Source organism: Marinomonas piezotolerans, from assembly GCF_003362755.1.
Lineage (GTDB): Bacteria > Pseudomonadota > Gammaproteobacteria > Pseudomonadales > Marinomonadaceae > Marinomonas > Marinomonas piezotolerans.
In genome coordinates this window covers 365412-387915 of record NZ_QKRA01000002.1, presented here as the reverse complement: position 1 = coordinate 387915, position 22504 = coordinate 365412, and the positions used below count along the sequence as shown (strand labels likewise).

Sequence of the window (22504 nt, the reverse complement as noted above, 5' to 3'; positions counted from 1 at the left end):
TAGATTAATTTACAATGAGTGCCAATCACTTAACTTCAATTTTTTGCGGCGAACTGCGTAAAATATTGCCATGCCTAAGCCGTATATCACTCCCCAAACGGCTGCTTTATCCATTGCAGAACTAAGCGAATCATTACTGCCCAACAGACCAAAATACATCACTAAAAAAATGATGATCGCAAAATACCAAAACGCGATGATCGCGTTAAGGTGAAATCCAATATAGTAAGGCGGTGGCACTTTGACACCAACCAAGCGCAATAAACTGAAAGCTGGCGGCTTATAATTGGACAGCCACACATTGTGCGCTTGCAACTCTGCATGCGCTTTTTCTAGGCGCTCTTCGAAAGACACGATAACACTCCTCAATAACAAGAAAGGGCTGAATATTGTTCCAATATCCTACTTTAAAACGGTCGTGATAACAGCCTCACATTAAAGGGTGTTGGTACCGGAAAAGACATTGATTACCAAGACACCTAATAGAATCAAAGCAATGCCCAAAAAAGCTGCTAAATCAAGCTTTTGCCCAAACATTATCCAACCAATAATGGCGGTCAGAACAATCCCTAATCCCGCCCAAATGGCGTAGGCAATGCCGACAGGCATAACCTTTAACGCGAGCGACAAAAAATAGAATGCCAAAGCATAGCCAATGACCACCAATACACTTGGCCCCAATTTCGTAAATCCATCACTTGCTTTGAGAGCGGACGTCGCAATGACTTCAGAAAGAATTGCCACAAACAAAATGATCCATGTTTTCATAAAATTCACCCTCTGAAGTCGATAGTCGTTACTCTGCCCTTTGGCGTCAAAGGGCTTTGCGGTATGCTTTTAATTAGATACACCAACCTTGGGACCGCTATGGCCAACCAAAATCCTCTCGCGCTAGATAATCAGCTGTGTTTCTCTCTTTACTCAGCCTCTTTAGCTATGACACAAACCTACAAGCCCCTACTCGATCCACTTGGATTGACCTATCCCCAATATTTGGTCATGTTGATTTTATGGGAACAAGACGGCTTACAACTACAAGAAATAGGACGTCGACTCGGTCAGAAATCTGGTGCTCTAACGCCCGTCATTAAACGCCTAGAGGCGGAAGGTCGAGTGCAACGAGTACGTGATAGCTCTGATATACGTGCACTGTCAATCCAACTGACGCCTGCAGGCAATATGCTACGTGAGCAAGGTTTAGAAATACAGCAATGCCTGCTCGAGGCCTGCGCTATCGACATCACAGAACTCATCGAACTCAAAGAAAAACTCGATACATTGCGGAAGAATCTCCACGCAAATACCGACTAGCCCTTGCGCAAATATAGTTATTGCGCTAACTTTAATAACGACACAAGGCCATCAGGCCTTTATTTTTAATTATACAGTTATTGCGATAACTATATATCAACACAAATATTGAAGGAGCTTTTATGGAAATCCTATACACCGCACAAGCAACCTCAACAGGTGGCCGAGATGGTCGCTCCGTTACCTCTGACAACACACTTGATTTAAAACTGAGCACACCAAAAGAGCTTGGTGGTGCTGGCGGTGACGGTACTAACCCAGAGCAACTGTTTGCAGCGGGGTACTCAGCGTGCTTCATCGGTGCACTTAAGCTTGTCGCCTCTCAAGAGAAAGTAAAATTTCCTAATGATCCGAGCATCACTGCAAAAGTGGGTATTGGCCCAAACCCTAACGGTGCAGGGTTCGCCATCGACGTCGATTTGGATGTTAGCGTAGAAGGCATTGAAAAAGACGTGTTACAACCGTTAGTTGAAAAGGCGCACGAAGTCTGCCCTTATTCAAACGCAACACGTGGCAACATCCGTGTCGGTCTTAACGTTTCTTAATCCTTCATCAAGGTTTGATCGTTAAAAAGCCCCCAATAATTGCTATGTCCAATTATTGGGGGCTTGTTCATTGACCGGTTTTATTGGTCAATCGAAAAGGCTGACTTGGCGGCCCAGAGACATCTGTCTCAATCGCTACAACGTGCCCAGCCAGTGGCTGCTCTGCTAGCTGCGATTCGAGTCCCACACTGGCCGATGTAATGAACAACGTCTTGCGATTAGGCCCACCAAAGGTACAGCTGGTTGGCCGCTTAAACGGCAGTTCAAGCACTCTTTCAATCGTTCCATCTGAAAGATATCGAACAATTCGTTGCCCATCCCACTGCGCATTCCACAACGCCTTGTCATCATCCAACGCTGAACCATCGGGTCCACTGCCTTGCTGTGCAACGGCAAAGGGAGCTTGGTCACGCACGTCTTTAAATAGAGGATATGGATAACGGTGTATTTGCCCTTTCATAGAATCTGCAAAGTACATGCATTGACGATCTTCATCCCATGCAAAGGTGTTTGCAATACCAACGTTATCCAGCAACATGGTTTTCTTGCCATCGGCTGTGATGCGCCACAAGCGACCACAGGCTTGCTCTTCCTTGTCATCCATCGTGCCAACCCACAACGAGCCATCTGGCGCAACTTTTGCGTCATTTCCTCTATTGTTAGGTCGATCTTCGTCTAACATGCACACATCAGTTAACGTTTCAGTCACCGTATCAAACCGTGCAACACGACTCGCCAACACCACGACTAACGTGTCAGCAATGTCGGTGGTAAAAACTGCGGATACTTTCTCCGGCATACGCCATTGCTCGTAACGATCGGTGCCATAACGCCAAGACCATATTTTGTGTGCGGGAATATCGACCCAATACAAAGTTCGACTTCGATCACACCAAAAAGGCCCCTCAGCAAGCTGATGTCGCTCTGGACTAATCGATTGAAACGCCATATTTCCCTCCAGTACGCCTCACAACACATAAATCTAAGGTGTTCTGAGGCGACAGGTCTATTAAGAAAGATCCATTAAATCCGCGGGCAACAATGCTTCAGGAATCCCTTGGTAACAGACGGGGCGTAAGAAGCGACGAATCGACAAGGTTCCAACGGAGGTCGCACCAAAGTTTGTCGATGCTGGGTAGGGGCCTCCATGAACCATACTGTCACAGACTTCTACACCAGTTGGGAATGAGTTGGCCAGGACGCGTCCAGCTTTACGTTCAAGTACCGGCAACAAGGCTTTGGCGGCATCGTAATCGTCTTCATTTAGATGCACGGTGCACGTTAATTGACCCTCAAGATGACGTGCCAACTCAACCATTTGCTCCACACTTTCGGCTTCCACGACCAAACCAAGTGGGCCAAAGACTTCTTGATGCAATGCAGGGTTCTGCAACCAATCTTGCGCAGACACACGATACAAATTCGGTAACGCGCTGCGGCCACTCGCATCTTTTGTACGCAATACTCGGTCCGCCTGTGTGGCATCGAATGTTGCAATACCACTTCGATAGGCATCGGCAATACCGTCAGTTAACATCGCTTGCGCTTGCACATCCGATAGCGCTTTGGACGCTTGTTCAATAAAAGCTGCACTGCTTGCCCCAGCGACAGTCACTGCGATCCCTGGATTGGTACAGAATTGACCCGCCCCCATCGTCAACGACTGGGCCCAACCAGCACCCAGCGTCTCGGTGTCTGCTGCCAGTTTATTCGGCATCACAAACATCGGATTCACAGACCCCAGCTCGCCGAAGAATGGAATCGGCTCAGGACGAGCAGCACACAAATCAAACAAGGCACGGCCGCCGCCCAAGCTGCCCGTAAAACCTACCGCTTTAATCAAAGGGTGCTGTACGAGCGCTGTCCCGACATCACGATTACCACCTTGAATCAGAGAGAATACACCTGCTGGTAAACCGCAGGCTATGATGGCTTTATCTATGGCTTGTGCAACCAGCTCACCGGTCCCTGGATGGGCAGAGTGGCCTTTCACAACCACAGGACAACCTGCTGCAAGGGCCGCTGCGGTATCGCCACCCGCAGTTGAAAATGCTAATGGAAAGTTAGATGCGCCAAATACAGCAACTGGGCCAATAGGGCGCTGAATCATTCGCAAATCCGCACGCGGCAGAGGCTGACGATCGGGTAGTGCGCCATCATGACGACGATCTAAATACTCACCGTCTAAAATGTGCTGTGCAAACAGACGCAGTTGCCCAGTTGTGCGACCACGTTCACCGACCAAACGCGCTTCTGGCAAGCCTGTCTCAGCACACCCTACTGCGGTTATTTCATCACCCAAGACATCAATTTCGTCGGCGATTTTGTTTAAAAATTCAGCGCGCACTGTGCGTGAGGTATAGCCATAGGTCTCAAACGCCTGCTCCGCTGCCGTCACCGCATTGGCAACATCACTGACTCGGCCAACGGCGAAATCAGCATCGGTTTGATTAATTGTGGCTGAACGAAATGTTTTATCCGCTTCGATCCATTGTCCTGCGATCAGGTGTTTTCCCGTTAACATATAGACTCCTCAATGTATTAATGACTGTCTTTCGGTACCGCCGCGCCACGGCACCCTTTTAGGAAATCAAAATCCGCGCCCGTATCAGCGCCTTGGACATGATCATGGAACAGTTTGATGTAACCTGCTTTTGGCGCTTCTATGCTGGATTTCCATGCAGCCAAACGCGCTTCTAGCTCTGCCTCGGGAATATCAAGATGCAAACGACGCCCCGCAACATCCAGCTCAATCATATCGCCATTTTGTACCACTGCGAGCGGCCCACCAGCAGCGGCCTCTGGCGTCGTATGCAACACAACCGTGCCGTAAGCCGTACCCGACATGCGTGCGTCCGAGATACGCACCATGTCTTTAATGCCTTTGCGCAACACTTTAGGTGGTAACCCCATATTGCCCACTTCAGCCATACCTGGATAGCCTTTCGGACCACAGTTTTTCAACACCATGATGCAATGCTCGTCGATGTCGAGTGCTTCGTCATTGATCTTCGCTTTATAATCATCGATATCTTCAAAGACCACTGCTCGACCGCGATGCTGAAGTAGGTGTTCAGACGCTGCGGAAGGCTTTAACACCGCGCCTTGTGGAGCCAAATTTCCTTTCAACACGGCAATGCCGCCTTGCTGGGTTAGTGCTTTTTCCACTGGCAAAATCACATCAGGATTGCTGTTACGCACATCTTTAACTTCGTCCCACACACTGGTCCCTGATACCGTTATCACATCTTTGTGCAGTTTACCGGCTTCGGCCAATTGTTTAATAACCACAGGTAGGCCGCCAGCGTAAAAGAACTCTTCCATCAAGTACTTACCCGATGGCATCAGGTTCACGATGGTGGCAATTTCTTGGCCCAGCTTATCCCAATCGTCGAGTGTGAGGTCCACGCCAACGCGTCCTGCAATCGCTAATAAATGGATCACCGCATTGGTCGAACCACCGATCGCACCATTCACGCGAATCGCATTTTCAAATGCCTCGCGGGTCAATATGTCAGACGGTTTTAAATCATCTTTCACCATATCGACGATACGACGGCCAGTCAGATGCGCCATAACTCGACGGCGACTGTCCACCGCTGGAATGGCCGCATTACCTGATAGCGCCATGCCTAATGCTTCCGCCATAGACGCCATCGATGACGCCGTTCCCATGGTGTTACAGGAGCCTGGCGAACGTGACATCGACTGTTCCGCTTCGAGGAAGTCTTCTTGAGTCATTTTGCCTGCTTTTATGTCTTCCGACATTTGCCAAAGCGCAGTGCCTGACCCCACCCGCTCACCGCGGAAATAGCCGTTAAGCATTGGGCCACCAGAGACGACAATTGAAGGAATATCGACGCTGCATGCCCCCATAATCAGCGCAGGTGTCGTTTTATCACAGCCAGCTAAGAGCACAACGCCATCCAATGGATTAGCACGTAATGCTTCTTCTACATCCATCGCCGCCATGTTGCGATACATCATCGCCGTCGGGCGAAGTGAGCTTTCACCCACAGAAAACACGGGGAACTCCAGCGGTAACCCGCCCGCTTCATAAATACCATGCTTAACTCGATCCGCAAGGTCTCGCAAATGTGCATTACAAGGCGTCAGTTGCGACCAAGTGTTACAGATGCCGATCACAGGGCGGCCATCGAACAGATCCGCAGGCAGACCTTGGTTTTTCATCCAGCTGCGGTGATAAATATGATCTCGTGAGGTACCGCCAAACCATTCCGTGGAACGTAACTTGCGGGGCCAAGGTTTCGGTGTAAATTGGCTCATACCCAACCTCCATCAACAATAAAGTTTTGAGCCGAACACATACGTGATGCATCAGACCCGAGAAATAGAGCCATATTGGCAATGTGTTCAGGAAGTACAGAACCTGCAAGACACTGACTCTGCTTGATTTTTTCTTTGGCGGCGTCATCGACCCATAGCTTGAGCTGTTTCTCAGTCATGACCCAACCCGGCACCAAGGTGTTCACTCGTATGTGATCACTGCCTAGATCCCTCGCCAACCCTCGGGTTAGTCCATGCATTGCTGCCTTGCAGGCGGCATACGTGGGATAACCTGCAGACGCCATCATCCAACCAACAGAGCCAAAATTAACAATCGATCCGCCGCCCAGCTCTTTCATCATCGGAGTGACCGCTTGGGCGGCAAACATAGCGTGTTTAAGATTAACTCCGACTAAGCTGTCAAAGCGGTCTTCGGAAAGCGAATCCAGCGAATGGCGCACATCGTTTGCGGCGTTATTCAGTAATACAGAAATCAGCCCTAGCTCTTTCGCTGCATCATGGATCACTGCTTGGTAAGCGCTGGTATCGGTGACATCACAGGCGCGAAACCACACATTGTGACCTTGTTCCCGCAAAGCACCCGCAAGCGCTTCTCCTGCTTCGCGATCTAAATCAATAAAGGCCGTATTGGCACCTTGCTGCGCAAACGCCGTAACAATCGCTTCCCCGATGCCCGTCGCACCACCGGAAATAAACACCGTACGTCCATTCAGGTCTGGATACACCGCTGCTTGGCTCATAACACGCTCACTTTGGTGTCCAGTGCCTCTTCTACCGCGAGAGCATTGCGCAACGGCAATCCGAACGTTGGCGATGAAATTTCAAATACATCTCCAGCTTGTGCACTGATCTGATCGGCGAAGGACAAGGTCGCAGTCCCGAACATATGGACATGAAGGTCGCCCGGCTGACGGAACAATCCGTACTTAAAATGATGGTGTTCTAAATTGCGGAAGCTGTGAGACATGTTATCTTCGCCAGATAAAAAGTCTTTGCCCCATAAAGCCGCACCGTCGCGCTCAATCTTGGAGTGACCTTCAATGTGAGCAGGTAATTCACCAACTAACAATTCAGGGCCAAAGGACGCTGGACGCAACTTCGAATGCGCTAGATACAAATAGTTTTGCTTCTCGGTAATATGATCTGAAAATTCATTCGCTAAGGTGTAGCCAATGCGATGCACTTGCCCATCTTTACCAATCAAATAGAAGCCCGCGATTTCTGGCTCTTCACCGCCATCTAGAGCAAATGCTGGGGAAGGCAGCGCTTCTCCTGGAGGCACGATTCCCGCGCCACTGCCCTTGTAGAACCATTCTGGCTGCACACCCTCTTCACCGTCTGCTGGCTTGCCATGTTCAACCCCCATTTGGAAGATTTTCATTGAGTCAGTCAGATCATCACTGTTACCGTGCATCGCATTGCGCGTTGATGCAGAACCTAGGTGCGTCAGCCCTGTACCGGTTAAATATGTATGGGCTGGATCAGGATGTCGTACCGGACAATCCAGCTCGCCGTTTGCATACAGACCTGCTAGGTCGACTTCTTCGCCCAACCCTTTCTGCTCAATTAGCTGAGCCAGACTCATTCCGTTTTCAATAGCGTCTAGTGCGAGCCCATAAACAGTCTCCGCGTTATTCACCCACTGAGCTGTTTGATCGTTGCGGCAAATCACGCCACCGTTTTTATGTTGAGATAAATGCATGATGATGACTCCTAATTATCGCGCTTTACGCTTGTTGTATACGTCGAAAATAACGGCTGCGAGTAGGACGGCACCCTTAATCACTTGTTGCCAATCAATCCCAACACCAAGAATCGACATTCCGTTGTTCATAACTCCCATAATCAATGCGCCCACGACAGCACCGATGACTTTACCCACACCACCGGTCATGGAAGCACCACCGATAAAGACGGCGGCGATGACATCAAGCTCGAATGCAAAACCTGCTTTCGGCGTTGCTGTATTTAATCGGGCAGCAAAGATAAGACCTGCCAACGCCGCCAGCATGCCCATGTTGGCAAAGGTAAAGAAGGTTAAACGCTCGGTATTAATACCGGATAATTTAGCCGCTTTTTCATTGCCCCCAACCGCATAAACGCGACGACCTATGGTGGTGGAGTTGGTGATAAAGGTGTACACCGCTACCAGCACCGCCATCGTAATCAATACGTTTGGTAGGCCGCGGTATGTCGCTAATAAGTAGGAGATGTAAATCAGTGCCACAGCAACCAGCGCGTTTTTAACGAAGAAGAACGCAAAGGGTTCATCTTGAATACCGTAGCGCAAGGCTTGCGCTCGCTGACGTGCTGCCAAAAAGATGATGGCAACAGCCGCAAAAATACCCAACACCATCGCAGTGATGTTTGGACGACCGACACCAAACACATCGGGGATAAAGCCAGTACTTAATAGCTGGAACGATCGTGGGAATGGCCCGACAGACTGGCCTTCAAGTAATGCCAGCGTCAAACCTCGAAAGATCAGCATGCCAGCCAATGTCACAATGAAAGACGGTATCTTCCAATACGCCACCCAGTAGCCTTGTGCTGCGCCAATGAGTAGCCCCATCAATAGACATACAGGGACGACCAGTACGGTAGGTAAATCGTAATTGACCGACATGACCGCTGCTAACGCGCCAATGAAGCCCACCACCGAGCCGACCGATAAGTCGATGTGCCCAGCGACAATCACCAGTAGCATGCCGATCGCCATGATAATGATGTAGCTGTTTTGTAAAAATAGGTTGGTTAAGTTTGCCGGGCGCATCAGCGTGCCATCGGTCAATATTTGGAACATTGCCATGATGGCAACCAAGGCCAACAGCATGCCGTATTCGCGCATGTGGTTTTTCAAAAAGCTCATTGAAGACGGCGCTTTTGGTGGCTCGTTCTGTGCTGGATTTTCTGTTTTTGTTGTTTCCATGATTCTCTCCGGTTACGCCTTGACGATCATTGACATGATTTTTTCTTGGCTGGCTTCGTCTTTATTCAACACGCCTTCGAATCGCCCTTCGTTCATCACGTAAATGCGATCACACATGCCAAGCAACTCCGGCATCTCTGACGAAATCATCAAAACGCCTTTACCGTCTTTCGCTAACTCATTAATAATGCTGTAGATTTCAAATTTGGCACCGACATCGATGCCGCGGGTGGGCTCGTCCAAAATCAATACGTCGGGTTGCGAGTAAAGCCATTTACTCAACACCACTTTTTGTTGGTTACCGCCAGACAAATTGCCGACGGTCTGCAACACGCTTGGCGTGCGGACACGCAATGCTTTGCGATATTCTTCCGCGACTTGATGCTCTTCCGATTTGTTGATCACACCGCGCTCAGACACGCGGTTTAGCGCTGCCATCGTGGTGTTGATTTTTATGCTTTCATCCAGCACAAGCCCAAGCTCTTTACGGTCTTCCGTAACATACGCCAAACCACTTTTGATGGCCTTAGGAACGCTCGATACATCAATCGGCACGCCACGCATTTTGACTTCACCTTGAATATTTTTACCGTAGCTTTGGCCAAATATGCTCATCGCCAGCTCAGTCCGACCTGACCCCATGAGGCCAGCAATGCCAACGACTTCTCCCGCGCAGACATCAAAATGGATATTTTCAACGACCTGACGCTCGTTATTGACGGGATGCCAAACATTCCAGTTAGACACCGACATCAACTGCTGCCCTATTGCCACATCACGACTTGGGTAGCGGTTAGCCATGTCTCGTCCCACCATGTCTCGAATAATGTCTGCTTCGCTGATGGTATTCGCTCGACAATCCAGTGTAGAAACTGATGCGCCGTCCCGAATGACGGTAATCGAATCCGCCACTCGGCTGATTTCATTGAGCTTGTGCGTAATTAAGATTGAGGAGATGCCTTGAGCTTTAAACTCCAACAATAGATCTAATAACTTGGCACTGTCGTTTTCTTGTAGCGCTGCCGTCGGTTCATCCAGAATGAGCAGTTTGACTTTTTTCGCTAACGCTTTTGCGATCTCTATCAGCTGTTGCTTGCCGACACCTAGGCTGCCCACTTTAGTAGAAGGGGACTCACTCAAGCCAACCTTAGCCAATAACTCTTGGGTGCGAGAAAAGGTATGTGGCCAATTAATACGGCCTCCCTCAACATTTTCGTTACCCAAAAAAAGGTTTTCAGCGATCGAAAGCAGCGGCACGAGCGCGAGCTCTTGATGGATGATGATAATGCCTTGGTCTTCACTGTCGCGAATGGTGTTGAAGGCCATTGTCTTACCTTCAAAGAGAATATCTCCACTGTAACTGCCATGCGGGTACACACCACTCAGCACTTTCATCAGAGTCGATTTCCCTGCGCCGTTCTCACCGACTAACGCATGGATTTCACCACTTTTGACTTGTAGATTTACGCGATCCAGCGCTTTCACACCTGGAAACTCTTTGGTTATATCGCGCATTTCTAAGATTACATTTTGCATGACGATCCCCTGAGCAGGTGGCACCGTGCCACCCGCTGTTACACACTCACATTTGCAATTGGATTTAGTTCAATTGGTCGCGTTGGTAATAACCGCTACCAAGGAGAACCTCTTCCCAGTTACTTTCATCCACAGCAACAGGCTCCAATAGGTAGCTAGGGACAACTTTATAACCATTGTCATAAGTCGTTGTGTCATTGATTTGTGGCGTCACATCATTCAACAGCGCCTCAACCATACCAACCGTGACATGCGCTAACACACGCGTATCTTTGAAGATGGTGGAGTATTGCTCGCCAGCTTTGATAGATTTAATAGAGGGGATTTCAGCGTCTTGACCCGTCACAATGGGCATATCCATACCACCGGAGCCGTAGCCGACCCCTTTTAGTGACGAAAGGATACCAATAGACAGACCATCATAAGGAGACAGCACACCATGAACTGGTTTTTGCGTGTAGTAAGTCGATAGAAGGTTATCCATGCGCGCTTGTGCAACAGAACCATCCCAACGTAACGTACCCACTTTATCCATACCTTGCTGACCCGAAACCACATCAAGTTTGCCGGAATCGATCAAAGGCTGTAGGACAGACATCGCACCATTGTAGAAGAAGTAGGCATTATTATCGTCAGGTGAACCGCCGAACAACTCAACATTGTAAGGGCCATCACCAAAGCGCTCTTCTAGACCAGAAACAAGGGATTTTGCTTGCTGCACGCCAACTTGGAAGTTGTCGAAGGTGGCATAGTAATCAACATGGGGGCTGTTTTTAATTAAGCGATCGTAGGCGATCACATCGATACCGGACGCTTCCGCATTTTCAAGCGCATTAGAAAGCGTGGTGCCATCAATCGCTGCAATAACCAATACATCGACCCCTTTTACGATCATGTTTTCGATCTGGGCCAATTGGTTAGGGATTTCGTCTTCCGCATACTGAAGGTCTACTTTATAGCCTGCGTCTTGGAACAACTGAACCATAGATTCACCGTCACTGATCCAACGTGCAGACGACTTGGTAGGCATCGCGATTCCCACAAATCCTTCGCTAGCAGCTACCCCATTACTGAGCACCAAGCCAGCCCCTAAAATTGCTGTCGCAATACCACTTTTTACAAAATTCATTAGCTTCTCCTAGAGCATCCGTGGTCGCATCGCGCCAGGACACTTATTTTTTATCTTTATTGTTAGCCAATCAGGTTATAAACCTAGCACCCAGAGTAGAAATAAAAGCCATACCAATCAAATAGAATAAACGACGTAAGACATATCAAAATTGGTATAACTTATTCGAAAAAAATTAGCGGCGCGCCAGTTCAACCTGAATGAGGCGCTCTAATTGATGAGCCAATGGAGAGAGATGACGCCCCCTGAGCTTCAGCAAAAAATACGGGCTAAGCTCAATGCGTCGTTGAATTTTTAACGTGACCAGCTTGGTGCCGACTGCTTCACTCATCAGCAAATCTGCCACCTCACTCGCCAACGGTGCAACACTATTGGAGGACACTAAAATTGAAATCAATGCCAAGAGAGACGTGCTGTTGGTAATAGCAGACGGAATTTGTGCCTTCTCGCTGACAAACGCCTCTTCCACCGCCTCACGTATCGGCGCTCGATGAGACTGCATCACCCATTCAAATTTCGATAAATCTCGTAACGTAACATGTTCTGCCCCGTCCAACGGGTGACCTTGGCGTACAACGAGTTTCACTGTCTCAGTACGGGCTGGCAGTATTTCAAAATCCGCGGAGTTGTAGTGACTGGGAAGTCGGGACACAACAAAATCGTTGTTACCAGCGATCAGATCACGCACCAGTACCTCACTGGTATCCACATTAATATCGATCTCCGCTCGGGGTGCGATGGCACGTAGCTGCTGAATAGCAGGGATCACAAAACCGACGGCGGCGCCCGTCACGGCTCCAATTGCAGTGGAACCCCCGTTACCTTGCTTCAACTCCTCCACCTCACGGGATAGATCTCGTAGCTCCACGACTAAGTTGTGAGCGCGGCGACAAATCGCCTGACCTACCAGCGTTGGCTCCATCCCTTTGGCATGACGAGTGAACAGTTTCGTCCCCAGCACCGATTCAATTTCGCTCAACATCCGTGATGCGGCGGGCTGAGTGATCGCAAGCTCATCGGCTGCGATACTTAGCTGTCCGTATTCAGCAATGATTGCAATCAACCGCAACTGAGTTAACTTCAGGTGCTTTGATAACCCGATATCCATTGTTCCCCCTAAAGCTCGACCGCCATCAACGAATCTCACTTGTATTTGTTTTTATTTACGGTGTTTACTATAAAAAGGTGGCAAATTGCTGCACGAATACAGCGTCCACTCTTCATATCAACCAACCATTACAAGGACAGAAGACATGATTAAAACCGAGCCGTTTGGACGCGCCAACGAACACTCTGTAGATAAAATAACCTTATCCAACGAACATATCACTCTTTCTCTAATAAATTATGGTGTGCGGACTGTAGAGTTAAAAATCGCCGATCGTGACGGCAAAAGTGAAAATATTGCATTGAATTACCCAGATATGGAAGGTTACTTAAAAGACACATCTTTTTTAGGGGCCACCTGCGGACGCGTAGCAAACCGCACGGCTAATCACCGATTTACCAATTTATCAGGGTGCCACGAATTAGACGCGAACGATGGCGAACACCATCTCCATGGCGGATCAGAAGGGTTTGACAAGCGTCTCTGGCAATACGAAATTGATCATGACGCGCTCCGTGTTACCTTTACCCTGCATTCACCTGACGGAGACATGGGCTACCCAGGTAATTGCGATGTTCGGGCAACTATTCAACTGGATCACAACCAAATCATTACGACCTTTGATGCGACTTGCGACCAAGCTTCCATTATTAATCTGACCGACCACAGTTACTACAATCTCACTGGGGATTTCAGCCAAACCATCTTAGAACATGAGCTTTGGATTGCTGCGGACCACATCACACCGACCGACGGTACTTTGATCCCGACCGGTATATTACAACCCGTGACAGACACCCCATTTGACTTCACTGCACCGCGCTCAGTAGATCATCCGAGTCAGTTTACGGCGCCCAATCTAGGTTATGATGTGAACTACTGTCTGCGTGGCCCGCGCCACCAAGTGCAAATGGCATGTCAACTCTATGACCCCGCCTCAGGTCGACAACTCACCTTATATACAACAGAACCAGGATTACAGCTCTATACTGGCGCTTATCTCAGCAACGATAAGATCTACGGCAAGTTCACAGGCATTGCACTAGAGCCTCAAACCTACCCAAATAGCGCCAACACTGATCACTTTCCGAGCCCTGCCATCAGTCCAGACACCCCATACCATCACACCATTCGAATGGTATTTACGACACGTAACGACTAGTTCGCACTTTACATATCTGGTTATTCATATATTATCAATTTCATATATATGAATAACCAGATATGATTTTAGCGCAGGATACCTATCTATGTCTGATGACGTCCTTGAGACCGACATCCACCCCACCCAATTTTACAAATGCCTTGCGGACGATACTCGTTTACGTTCATTGATGTTGATTCAGTTGGAAGGCGAGCTGTGCGTCTGCGAGCTGATGGAAGCCTTGCAAGAAAGCCAACCCAAAACATCCCGTCACCTTGCGCAACTGCGTCAATGCGGCATTCTGAGCGATCGCCGCCAAGGGCAATGGGTGTTTTACAGTATCAATGAATTACTCCCAGACTGGGCACAACTGGTCTTGCAAATTACGGCTACGGAAAACCTAGAGCACATCGCAGCAGAACTAGGCCGTCTGGCGCAAATGGGGGACCGCCCAGAACGAACAGAGAACTGCTGTAACTGATCACCCCGTAAAGAATTCACCGAAAGTTTAGAGGTTAATATGACGATTAAAGTAGGTATTAATGGTTTTGGTCGCATGGGGCGACTGTCTTTTCGTGCCGCATTTGACTGGGATGATGTTGAGTTTGTCCAAATCAACGACCCTGCTGGTGATGCAGCGACCTTGGCACATCTGATCACATTCGACTCTGTTCACGGCCGCTGGCACCACGAAGCCACCTCTGAAGACAATAAGATGATCATCAATGGTCATCGTATCCCTTGCACTCAGAACAAAGCCATCGGCGATACCGATTGGTCTGGCTGCGACATTGTTATCGAAGCCAGCGGTGTGATGAAAACCAAGGCGTTACTGCAAGCCTACTTAGACCAAGGCGTTAAACGCGTCGTGGTTACAGCGCCAGTCAAAGAGGACGGTGTGCTAAATGTGGTCATGGGTGTCAACCAAGACCTGTATGATCCTGCCGCGCACCCTATTGTGACTGCGGCATCCTGTACTACCAACTGCCTCGCGCCAGTGGTGAAAGTGATTCATGAGAAGCTAGGTATCCAACACGGCTCCATGACGACGATTCATGACATTACCAACACACAAACCATCTTGGATGCACCGCACAAAGACCTGCGCCGTGCTCGCGCCTGCGGATCGAGCTTAATCCCAACGACCACGGGCTCAGCAACGGCAATCACGCATATTTTCCCTGAGCTGAAAGGCAAGCTAAACGGCCATGCGGTGCGCGTGCCCTTGGCGAACGCGTCACTGACAGACTGCGTATTTGAAGTGAGCCGCCCAACGACGGCAGCAGAAGTAAACGGCTTCTTGCAAGAAGCGGCCGAGGGCGAGCTTAAAGACATTTTAGGCTACGAAGAGCGTCCATTAGTCTCGGTGGATTACAAAACCGACCCTCGCTCTAGCGTGATAGATGCGCTTTCCACCATGGTCATCAATAGTACACAAGTGAAGCTGTATGCTTGGTACGACAACGAATGGGGCTACGCCAACCGTACCGCAGAGCTGATGCGTATGATTGGTCGCTTGGAACAGAACTAAACAAGACTGCGATTGCTTAACCCCCTCCCAGCCTCCCCCTTAGAAAGGGGGAGGAGCGAGATAATCAGCAATGCAACGCTTCAAGTTCCTCTCCTTGTTTTAGGGGAAAGTAAGTTGCTTCTACTGAGGTGTTTCGAGTCCCCTCCCCTTATTTAAGGGGAGGGCAAGGTGCTTGTACTGAGGTCTTTCAAGCCCCCTCTCCTTGGTTTAGGGGAAAGTAAGGTGCTTGTACTGAGGTCTTTCAAGTCCCCTCCCCTTGTTTAAGGGGAGGGTTAGGGTGGGGTTAAGCCGCTTGGATAAATAAAAACTTTGCAGTTCTAAAAACTTTTTAACCCCCTCCCAGCCTCCCCCTTAGAAAGGGGGAGGAGCAAGACATTCAGTAATGCAATGCTTCAAGCTCCTCTCCTTGTTTTAGGGGAAAGTAAGTTGCTTGTACTGAGGTGTTCCAAGCCCCCTCCCCTTGTTTAAGGGTAGAGCAAGGGGTTGTACTGAGGTCTTTCAAGCTCCCTCCCTTTGCTTAAGGGTAGAGCAAGGTGCTTGTACTGAGGTTTTTCAAGCCCCCTCTCCTTGTTTTAGGGGAAAGTAAGGTGCTTGTACTGAGGTCTTTCAAGTTCCCTCCCCCTGCTTAAGGGTAGAGCAAGGTGCTTGTACTGAGGTCTTTCAAGTCCCCTCCCCTTGTTTAAGGGGAGGGTTAGGGTGGGGTTAACCACAAACTTTTACCCTCCTCCAGCCTGTCGCCTTGTTAAAAGGTAGGCTGGGAAGGAGCTTTTTTAGGAGTCGGTCCAGCAATGAAGACACTCGCTAATCTTTCGCCCGCCATTCGCCAATATATGGTGGTCACAGGAAATTATTGGGCGTTTACCTTAACCGATGGTGCGCTGCGTATGTTGGTGGTGCTGTATTTCTACGGATTGGGTTACAGCCCGCTCGAAATCGCCATGTTGTTTTTGTTTTACGAGATTTTTGGTGTAGTCACTAACTTAGTTGGCGGATGGCTCGGCGCGCGATTAGGTTTAAATCGCACCATGAATATCGGGCTGTTTTTGCAGATTTTGGCGTTAAGCATGCTACTGGTGCCCGCAAGTTTCTTAACCGTCCCTTGGGTCATGGGCGCGCAGGCGCTGTCTGGTATTGCCAAAGACCTTAACAAGATGAGCGCGAAAAGCTCGATTAAGCTGCTAGTACCCAGCGATGCTCAAGGTCAACTTTACAAATGGGTTGCGTTACTTACAGGCTCTAAGAATGCTTTAAAAGGCGTGGGCTTTTTCCTTGGCGGTGCGTTACTCAGTCTGTTTGGTTTCAACGGGGCCATTTTAGGCATGTCGGTCGCGTTGACGTTAGTCTGGATCGCAAGCTTAATCTCACTCAAGAAAGACCTAGGAAAAGCGAAGAATAAACCAAAATTTGGTGACATTTTCTCGAAAAGTGCCGCCGTAAACTATCTTTCTGCGGCGCGCCTATTTTTATTCGGTGCGCGTGACGTGTGGTTCGTTGTGGCACTGCCAGTTTTCCTTGCCAGCACCTTTGGTTGGGATCACTGGTATGTAGGCGGTTTCTTAGCGCTTTGGATCATTGGCTATGGCGTCATTCAAGGCTTTGCGCCACGCTTCACGGGAAAAGCTTCTGGCAAAGCCCCCGATGGTCGCCAAGCCCTTGGCTGGGCGATGGCACTCGGTGTGATCCCTGCGGCGATTGCGTTAGCGCTCACATTCGACTGGCAGATTGAATTTGCCGTCATCGCAGGTTTGCTTGCCTTCGGTGCCGTGTTTGCCATCAACTCCTCCCTACACAGCTACCTCATCGTCAGTTATGCTGGAAAAGACGGCGTCTCCCTCGACGTGGGCTTCTACTACATGGCCAACGCCATGGGCCGCCTCATCGGCACCCTTCTATCTGGTTGGTTATACCAAGACTATGGCCTCGCGGTATGTCTCTGGGTTTCAACAGGGTTTATTGCTTTAACTGCGTTGATTTCGGTAAGGTTACCAAGACATGCGACCAAGTAAGGAATAACTCCGTATGGCCCCCATCAATCTACTCGCTCTTTCAGGCAGTTTGCGTAGCACGTCCTATAACACCGCTGCGATTGAAGCACTAAAAGCTCTTGCTCCGCCACACATCACTATTCAAATTGGTTCGATCAACGAGCTGCCGCTGTTCAACCCAGATTTAGACGAGCTGGCGATTCCGGCATTGGTTAACCTTCGAGACGCCATCAAGCGTTCTGATGGATTAATTATCGCCAGCCCCGAGTACGCTCATGGCGTCAGCGGCCCTATGAAGAATGCACTGGATTGGTTGGTGAGTAGTTTTGAGTTCCCCTACAAGCCGATCATGTTGATCAACACGTCTCCCCGAGCAAGTCACGCCCAAGCTTCTCTGGTTGAAATATTAACCACCATGTCAGGTGTGATAGTAGATCAGGCTTACACGTCTATTCCGCTGCTGGGAAGTGATCTAGATGCTAACGGTATTCTCGAAGATGGCGAGTTGGTTCGCGCACTAAAAGACGGCCTAGACGCTTTCTATCTTGCCATTACCTCGATTGAGCGTACGGATTAAATCGCATCCAGCCGAAGCCTACTCGCTACGCTGTGGTTAACGTAACGCCCATGCCACTCGCAATACACCGCAGATCATCCAGCGTGATTTCAAAATGTCACTCCTGTAGATGTATTTCCCACAATATAGAGCCTACGAGCGTCAGTTTATGTCAGTAGTGATATCCAGGCCGCGTAACAGCGACCCTTTATTGCGCTGTGACCGTAGATTGGTCCGCTTATGTATTTTCCGAGGTTAATTAATTGAAGCGCTTTGCTCCTGCCACACACAATACTGCTACCAACGTCACCCACAGCATGGTCAGGCTAATGCTTTCTTGTAGTAGCCAAGCGGCCAGAACGAACCCGATAAAAGGTTGAATCAACTGCATCTGACTCACAACAGCAATGCCGCCTAGCGCTAAGCCTCGATACCAAAAGACAAAGCCAAACAACATACTGAACAAAGACACATAGCCAAGCCCCAGCCAAGCCGATGTGGTGACCGACGCGAACGAGCTGGGCCATAGGACATACAGCAGGGGCAACATCACTGGCAAAGACACAACTAAAGACCAACAAATCACCTGCCAGCCGCCTAAAACCCGCGACAATCGAGCCCCTTCTGCGTAGCCCATACCGCAGGCCACAATCGCCGCCAACATTAAGCCATCACCTATTAACGACACCTCACCCGCACCTAATGCCGCATAACCCGCGACACAAATCGCGCCTAACACAGAGAATAACCAAAATAAGCGACTAGGACGCTCACCGCCTCTTAGCACCGCAAATAGCGCTGTACAGATCGGTAGCAAACCCACAAATACGGCCCCGTGTGATGAGGTAACGTATTGCAGAGCAAATCCGGTTAACAGCGGAAACCCCACCACCACACCTAACGCACTAAGCAAAAGCGTTGAAATTTGCGCGGCATTGGGACGCGGCTGTTTTAACAGCACCAAACATACTAACCCTAAGCCCCCCGCTATCGAGGCGCGCGCCACCGTCAAAAAGGTTGGATCAAAGCCTTGAAGTGCAATACGTGTCGCAGGCAATGACCCTGCAAACGTTGTAATCCCGATAAAGCCACTCAGCCACCCTTGCGTTGCCTGTTTCATATGATTCTCCTAACAATCCACTTCCCTATGAAACCGAAAATGTGGCGCTAAGAAGAGATACAGACATACACAATTTATAAAAACTGTTATGGTTATTTCGACAGTACAATTTTCAAGGAAAGCAATATTATGGCGCGCGCAGGCACATTAATAGAATCAGTCATGAGCGATATTGAGTCGAAGATCGCATCACGCGCTTATTTGCCCAACACCCGTTTGCCATCAGTTCGCGCCCAAGCAAAAGCCATGAACGTCTCAATTTCGACTGTAGTCGAAGCCTATGATCGCCTTGTCGCGGAAGGCCGTATTGTGTCTCGCCCAGGCGCCGGCTTTTATACCTCTGGTCCTATCGCCCCGTTAAATCTAAACCAAATAGGGCCTAAAGTTGCTCGGGAAATTGATCCTCTGTGGGTATCCCGCGAATCATTGGAAGCGCGAGCTGGAGCACTGATGCCGGGATGTGGCTGGCTGCCGTCAGAGTGGTTGTATCAAACTGGGATCAAACGAGCGCTGCGCAGCCTTGCCAGAACGGACTCTCCGGATTTAACCGAATACGCCAGCCCCAAAGGCTCGCAGACGTTTCGACATTTTCTCCAGCGTCGACTACTGAATCAGACGATTGACGTAACGCCTGATCAGATCATGCTAACGGAATCAGGCACCCATGCCATTGATTTGATTGGCCGCTTTCTCCTTTCTCCCGGTGACACCGTGCTGGTTGATGATCCCTGCTATTTTAACTTTCATGCCTTATTGAAGGCACACCGAGTCCAAATTGTTGGCGTTCCTTACACGCCCAATGGCCCTGATCTTGAGCAGTTTGCTCACGCGCTGGAAACACATAACCCTCGGCTTTACCTCACCAATTCCGGTATTCATAACCCTACGGGCGCACAATTAACTCCCAGTGTTGCGCATAAACTACTGACGCTCGCTAAAGCGTCGGAACTGGTGATCGTCGAAGATGATATTTTTGCAGATTTAGAATCCACCCGCTCACCACGCCTAGCCGCCTTCGATGGTTTGGATCAGGTCATTGAGATCGGCAGTTTTTCTAAAACCGTCTCCGCATCCGTCCGCTGTGGCTACATCGCCGCTAGACTCGAATGGATAGAGCAGTTGGTGGATTTAAAGATTGCCACCTCGTTTAGCGGCAATCGCCTCGACAGTGAGATCGTGTTGCAGACACTCACGGACAGTGGCTACCGAAAACATATGGACAAGCTACAAACATGGCTTGCAAAACAACGACGACAAACGACTGAGAAGCTTACGAGATTGGGCATTCAACCTTGGATTCAACCCAAAGATGGCATGTTTTTATGGTGTCAATTACCGGACGGCGTCAACGCCACACAGTTAGCGCGGGACTGTTTAACCCAAGACGTGGTGCTCGCCCCCGGAAATGTGTTCAGCCAGTCTCAAAATGCCCATGACTTCTTGCGCTTTAACGTGGCGCAGTGCACCGAGCCAAAGATTTTTGAGGTGCTAGCTTGGGCATTAAAACAGCAGATATAAAAAAGGCTCCTATTGCTAGGAGCCTTCTTACGTTCGATCAGCGTTATATTACGCTTTTTTCACAAACTTAGATTTCAGCATCATGTCGCCCGCGCCATCCACTTTGCAATCAATGTCGTGGTCGCCGTCTACGAAGCGCTTGATGGTCGCTTTCGTCCCAACTTTCAGTACTTGAGAAGAGCCTTTCACTTTCAAATCTTTTGCCAAAGTGACTTTGTCACCTTCCGCCAGTAGATTGCCGTTTGCGTCTTTTAAGATCAACGCATCTTCATCCACTACTTCTTCGTTCGGGTTCCACTCATGGGCACACTCTGGGCAGATCAACATTGATTGATCTTCGTAAACATATTCAGAGTTGCATTGTGGGCACGCTGGAAGACTCATACTTTTAAACCTTATATAAAAACCAGAGAAAATGTGGGGGCATTATAGCACTGGCGGGATAAAAGTAATCAGCTAATATAATCAACCAATCTTGGCAATTTGCTGCGCAACTGCCATGATCTGGATACCCTAGCCCTCATCAAAGGATCGAATTATGAAAGGATTTTATCTCGTACTGGCTATTTTAGGCACTGCCGTTCCCTATGCAGCGTTTGTCCCTTGGCTGATACAACACGGCGTTGACATTCCACTGTTGCTCCAACACGCTATCGCCAACCCTATCAGCCTGTTCGCATGGCTGGATGTCATCATTTCGGCCATAGCGTTACTTGGCTTTATCATCGTTGATGGAGGTCGCCACCGAGTGCCATATCGCGGGTTCGCCATCGTCGGGACCCTTACCATTGGCGTCTCATGCGGTCTGCCGCTCTACCTTTACCTTAAAGAACGACACAAAACCGCTAATCTCTAGCATTGCCTTCACACTATTCCGCTGCTGCCATAATTCTCAACGCGACGCCTGCGGCAGCGGTTCGATTTTCAACCCCAAGCTTTGGAAAGATCTGCTCTAAGTGTTTGTTCACGGTTCGCGGGCTCATTTCTAGTATCTCTGCGATTTCGCGATTGGTTTTACCATTAGCCACCCAATGCAACACATGAGACTCTCGCTCTGTCAGAGCAAGTTCAACTTTTAGACGCTCTGGGCCAGTTGGCAAGTTACCATCCTCTAATCTCACCAAGGCTTCCTGCTGCTCAGTGTGACCAATAAACTTCAGCGCTAAAGGATAATCCAACCCCTTTAACATCAGCCGATTGCCTTCTTCCGGTTGATGTCGAAGCCAGTCACGCACTTGCGGCGCTAACTGCTCAATCTGCCATGCGGGTGTCAGCCGGGCACGCGCCATCAACGCATAGGCTTGCGGCGTCGCCCATGCGACGCCGCCTAATTCACTCAACGTCATCAAATATTGGCCCATACTGTCGAGGGCCGATTGAGCGTTATTACTGAGCCGAGCATTGGATAAATGCACCCGCATCCGAGCAATCAGTTCATTTGGCTGAATCGGCTTGGTTAAATAATCGACACCGCCCGCTTCTAGCCCCCGTACAATGTCATCCGTGTCACTTAAGCCTGTCATAAAGATGACGGGGATACTCGATAAGCTCAGATCATGCTTGAGCGCTTTGCAGGTTTCAAAGCCATCCATGTGCGGCATCATCGCATCCAATAAAATGATGTCGGGCCGCATCCGTTTGGCAATCGTTAGCGCTTGGCGACCTTCGAGTGCGACCAGTACATCCATGTCTGCTGTTTCAAGGGTGTCATGAATCAAACTCAGTGCATCCGGCGAGTCGTCAACAACTAAGACAATGTCACGTTTGGTGGTGGAATTTATCAT

The 22504-nt window shown here is 49.3% G+C and carries 23 protein-coding genes; 9 read left to right on the top strand and 14 right to left on the bottom strand.

The features are described 5' to 3' along the window. Positions 1-9: 9 nt before the first annotated feature. Together DN730_RS05785 and DN730_RS05780 are read right to left on the bottom strand one after the other, a co-directional pair. Entirely contained in the window at positions 10-354 is a 345-nt protein-coding gene (locus DN730_RS05785) for a DUF6404 family protein (protein ID WP_115467157.1), read from the bottom strand. Positions 355-435: 81 nt separating this feature from the next. Next, a complete protein-coding gene (locus DN730_RS05780) occupies positions 436-768 on the bottom strand; it encodes a DMT family transporter (RefSeq protein ID WP_115467156.1) in 333 nt (110 codons plus the stop codon). Between the two features lie 63 nt (positions 769-831). On the opposite strand from DN730_RS05780, the gene DN730_RS05775 reads away from it, so the two are divergent. Further along, complete coding sequence (locus DN730_RS05775) at positions 832-1311, top strand: MarR family winged helix-turn-helix transcriptional regulator (protein ID WP_245957897.1); 480 nt, start codon at positions 832-834, stop codon at positions 1309-1311. Positions 1312-1433: 122 nt separating this feature from the next. Beyond that, positions 1434-1856 carry an organic hydroperoxide resistance protein gene (locus DN730_RS05770; protein WP_115467155.1) on the top strand — a complete coding sequence of 141 codons (423 nt, stop codon included), beginning with the start codon at positions 1434-1436 and terminating at the stop codon, positions 1854-1856. A gap of 67 nt (positions 1857-1923) precedes the next feature. Here the strand turns inward: DN730_RS05770 and DN730_RS05765 are convergent, their stop codons facing one another. The 9 genes from DN730_RS05765 to DN730_RS05725 all read right to left on the bottom strand — a co-directional run bounded on the left by DN730_RS05765 (position 1924) and on the right by DN730_RS05725 (position 12866). Further along, positions 1924-2805: an SMP-30/gluconolactonase/LRE family protein gene (locus DN730_RS05765; protein ID WP_115467154.1), complete on the bottom strand. Its 882-nt coding sequence runs from the start codon at positions 2803-2805 to the stop codon at positions 1924-1926. Between the two features lie 60 nt (positions 2806-2865). Continuing rightward, positions 2866-4380, bottom strand: coding sequence for an aldehyde dehydrogenase (NADP(+)) (locus DN730_RS05760; RefSeq protein ID WP_115467153.1), 1515 nt, complete (start codon positions 4378-4380; stop codon positions 2866-2868). Positions 4381-4397: 17 nt separating this feature from the next. Next, a complete protein-coding gene (araD, locus tag DN730_RS05755) occupies positions 4398-6143 on the bottom strand; it encodes an L-arabinonate dehydratase (RefSeq protein WP_115467152.1) in 1746 nt (581 codons plus the stop codon). After that, positions 6140-6904 carry an SDR family NAD(P)-dependent oxidoreductase gene (locus DN730_RS05750; RefSeq protein ID WP_115467151.1) on the bottom strand — a complete coding sequence of 255 codons (765 nt, stop codon included), beginning with the start codon at positions 6902-6904 and terminating at the stop codon, positions 6140-6142. Before DN730_RS05750 ends, araD begins: the two co-directional genes overlap by 4 nt. Beyond that, positions 6901-7866 carry an AraD1 family protein gene (araD1, locus tag DN730_RS05745; protein WP_115467150.1) on the bottom strand — a complete coding sequence of 322 codons (966 nt, stop codon included), beginning with the start codon at positions 7864-7866 and terminating at the stop codon, positions 6901-6903. The genes DN730_RS05750 and araD1 overlap by 4 nt, the downstream gene beginning before the upstream one ends. A 15-nt stretch (positions 7867-7881) precedes the next feature. Next, positions 7882-9093 carry a multiple monosaccharide ABC transporter permease gene (gene mmsB / locus DN730_RS05740; protein ID WP_115467149.1) on the bottom strand — a complete coding sequence of 404 codons (1212 nt, stop codon included), beginning with the start codon at positions 9091-9093 and terminating at the stop codon, positions 7882-7884. A gap of 12 nt (positions 9094-9105) precedes the next feature. Continuing rightward, positions 9106-10629, bottom strand: coding sequence for a multiple monosaccharide ABC transporter ATP-binding protein (mmsA, locus tag DN730_RS05735; protein WP_115467148.1), 1524 nt, complete (start codon positions 10627-10629; stop codon positions 9106-9108). A 64-nt stretch (positions 10630-10693) separates the two neighbouring features. Beyond that, complete coding sequence (gene chvE / locus DN730_RS05730; protein ID WP_115467147.1) at positions 10694-11758, bottom strand: multiple monosaccharide ABC transporter substrate-binding protein; 1065 nt, start codon at positions 11756-11758, stop codon at positions 10694-10696. Between the two features lie 175 nt (positions 11759-11933). After that, positions 11934-12866: a LysR family transcriptional regulator gene (locus tag DN730_RS05725; RefSeq protein ID WP_115467146.1), complete on the bottom strand. Its 933-nt coding sequence runs from the start codon at positions 12864-12866 to the stop codon at positions 11934-11936. Positions 12867-13011: 145 nt separating this feature from the next. Between DN730_RS05725 and DN730_RS05720 the strand changes: the two genes are divergently transcribed. The 5 genes from DN730_RS05720 to DN730_RS05700 all read left to right on the top strand — a co-directional run bounded on the left by DN730_RS05720 (position 13012) and on the right by DN730_RS05700 (position 18103). Then, entirely contained in the window at positions 13012-14028 is a 1017-nt protein-coding gene (locus DN730_RS05720; RefSeq protein ID WP_115467145.1) for an aldose epimerase family protein, read from the top strand. An 88-nt stretch (positions 14029-14116) separates the two neighbouring features. Continuing rightward, complete coding sequence (locus DN730_RS05715; protein ID WP_115467144.1) at positions 14117-14491, top strand: metalloregulator ArsR/SmtB family transcription factor; 375 nt, start codon at positions 14117-14119, stop codon at positions 14489-14491. 39 nt (positions 14492-14530) lie between these two features. Further along, positions 14531-15541, top strand: coding sequence for an ArsJ-associated glyceraldehyde-3-phosphate dehydrogenase (locus tag DN730_RS05710; protein WP_115467143.1), 1011 nt, complete (start codon positions 14531-14533; stop codon positions 15539-15541). A 788-nt stretch (positions 15542-16329) separates the two neighbouring features. Then, positions 16330-17547: an organoarsenical effux MFS transporter ArsJ gene (arsJ, locus tag DN730_RS05705; RefSeq protein WP_115467142.1), complete on the top strand. Its 1218-nt coding sequence runs from the start codon at positions 16330-16332 to the stop codon at positions 17545-17547. A gap of 13 nt (positions 17548-17560) precedes the next feature. After that, positions 17561-18103 (top strand): NADPH-dependent FMN reductase, encoded by a 543-nt coding sequence (locus tag DN730_RS05700; RefSeq protein WP_115467141.1) that lies wholly within the window; start codon positions 17561-17563, stop codon positions 18101-18103. Positions 18104-18341: 238 nt separating this feature from the next. Here DN730_RS05700 and DN730_RS05695 read toward each other — a convergent pair whose 3' ends face one another. Continuing rightward, positions 18342-19202: a DMT family transporter gene (locus DN730_RS05695; RefSeq protein ID WP_115467140.1), complete on the bottom strand. Its 861-nt coding sequence runs from the start codon at positions 19200-19202 to the stop codon at positions 18342-18344. Between the two features lie 162 nt (positions 19203-19364). Between DN730_RS05695 and DN730_RS05690 the strand changes: the two genes are divergently transcribed. Continuing rightward, positions 19365-20720 carry an aminotransferase-like domain-containing protein gene (locus DN730_RS05690; protein WP_245957896.1) on the top strand — a complete coding sequence of 452 codons (1356 nt, stop codon included), beginning with the start codon at positions 19365-19367 and terminating at the stop codon, positions 20718-20720. A 48-nt stretch (positions 20721-20768) separates the two neighbouring features. Here DN730_RS05690 and DN730_RS05685 read toward each other — a convergent pair whose 3' ends face one another. Continuing rightward, positions 20769-21104, bottom strand: coding sequence for a zinc ribbon domain-containing protein YjdM (locus tag DN730_RS05685; RefSeq protein ID WP_115467138.1), 336 nt, complete (start codon positions 21102-21104; stop codon positions 20769-20771). Between the two features lie 154 nt (positions 21105-21258). Between DN730_RS05685 and DN730_RS05680 the strand changes: the two genes are divergently transcribed. Beyond that, positions 21259-21576, top strand: a complete 318-nt coding sequence (locus DN730_RS05680; RefSeq protein WP_115467137.1) for a DUF2834 domain-containing protein — start codon at positions 21259-21261, stop codon at positions 21574-21576. Between the two features lie 13 nt (positions 21577-21589). On the opposite strand, the gene DN730_RS05675 is transcribed toward DN730_RS05680, so the two are convergent. After that, complete coding sequence (locus DN730_RS05675) at positions 21590-22504, bottom strand: response regulator (RefSeq protein ID WP_115467136.1); 915 nt, start codon at positions 22502-22504, stop codon at positions 21590-21592.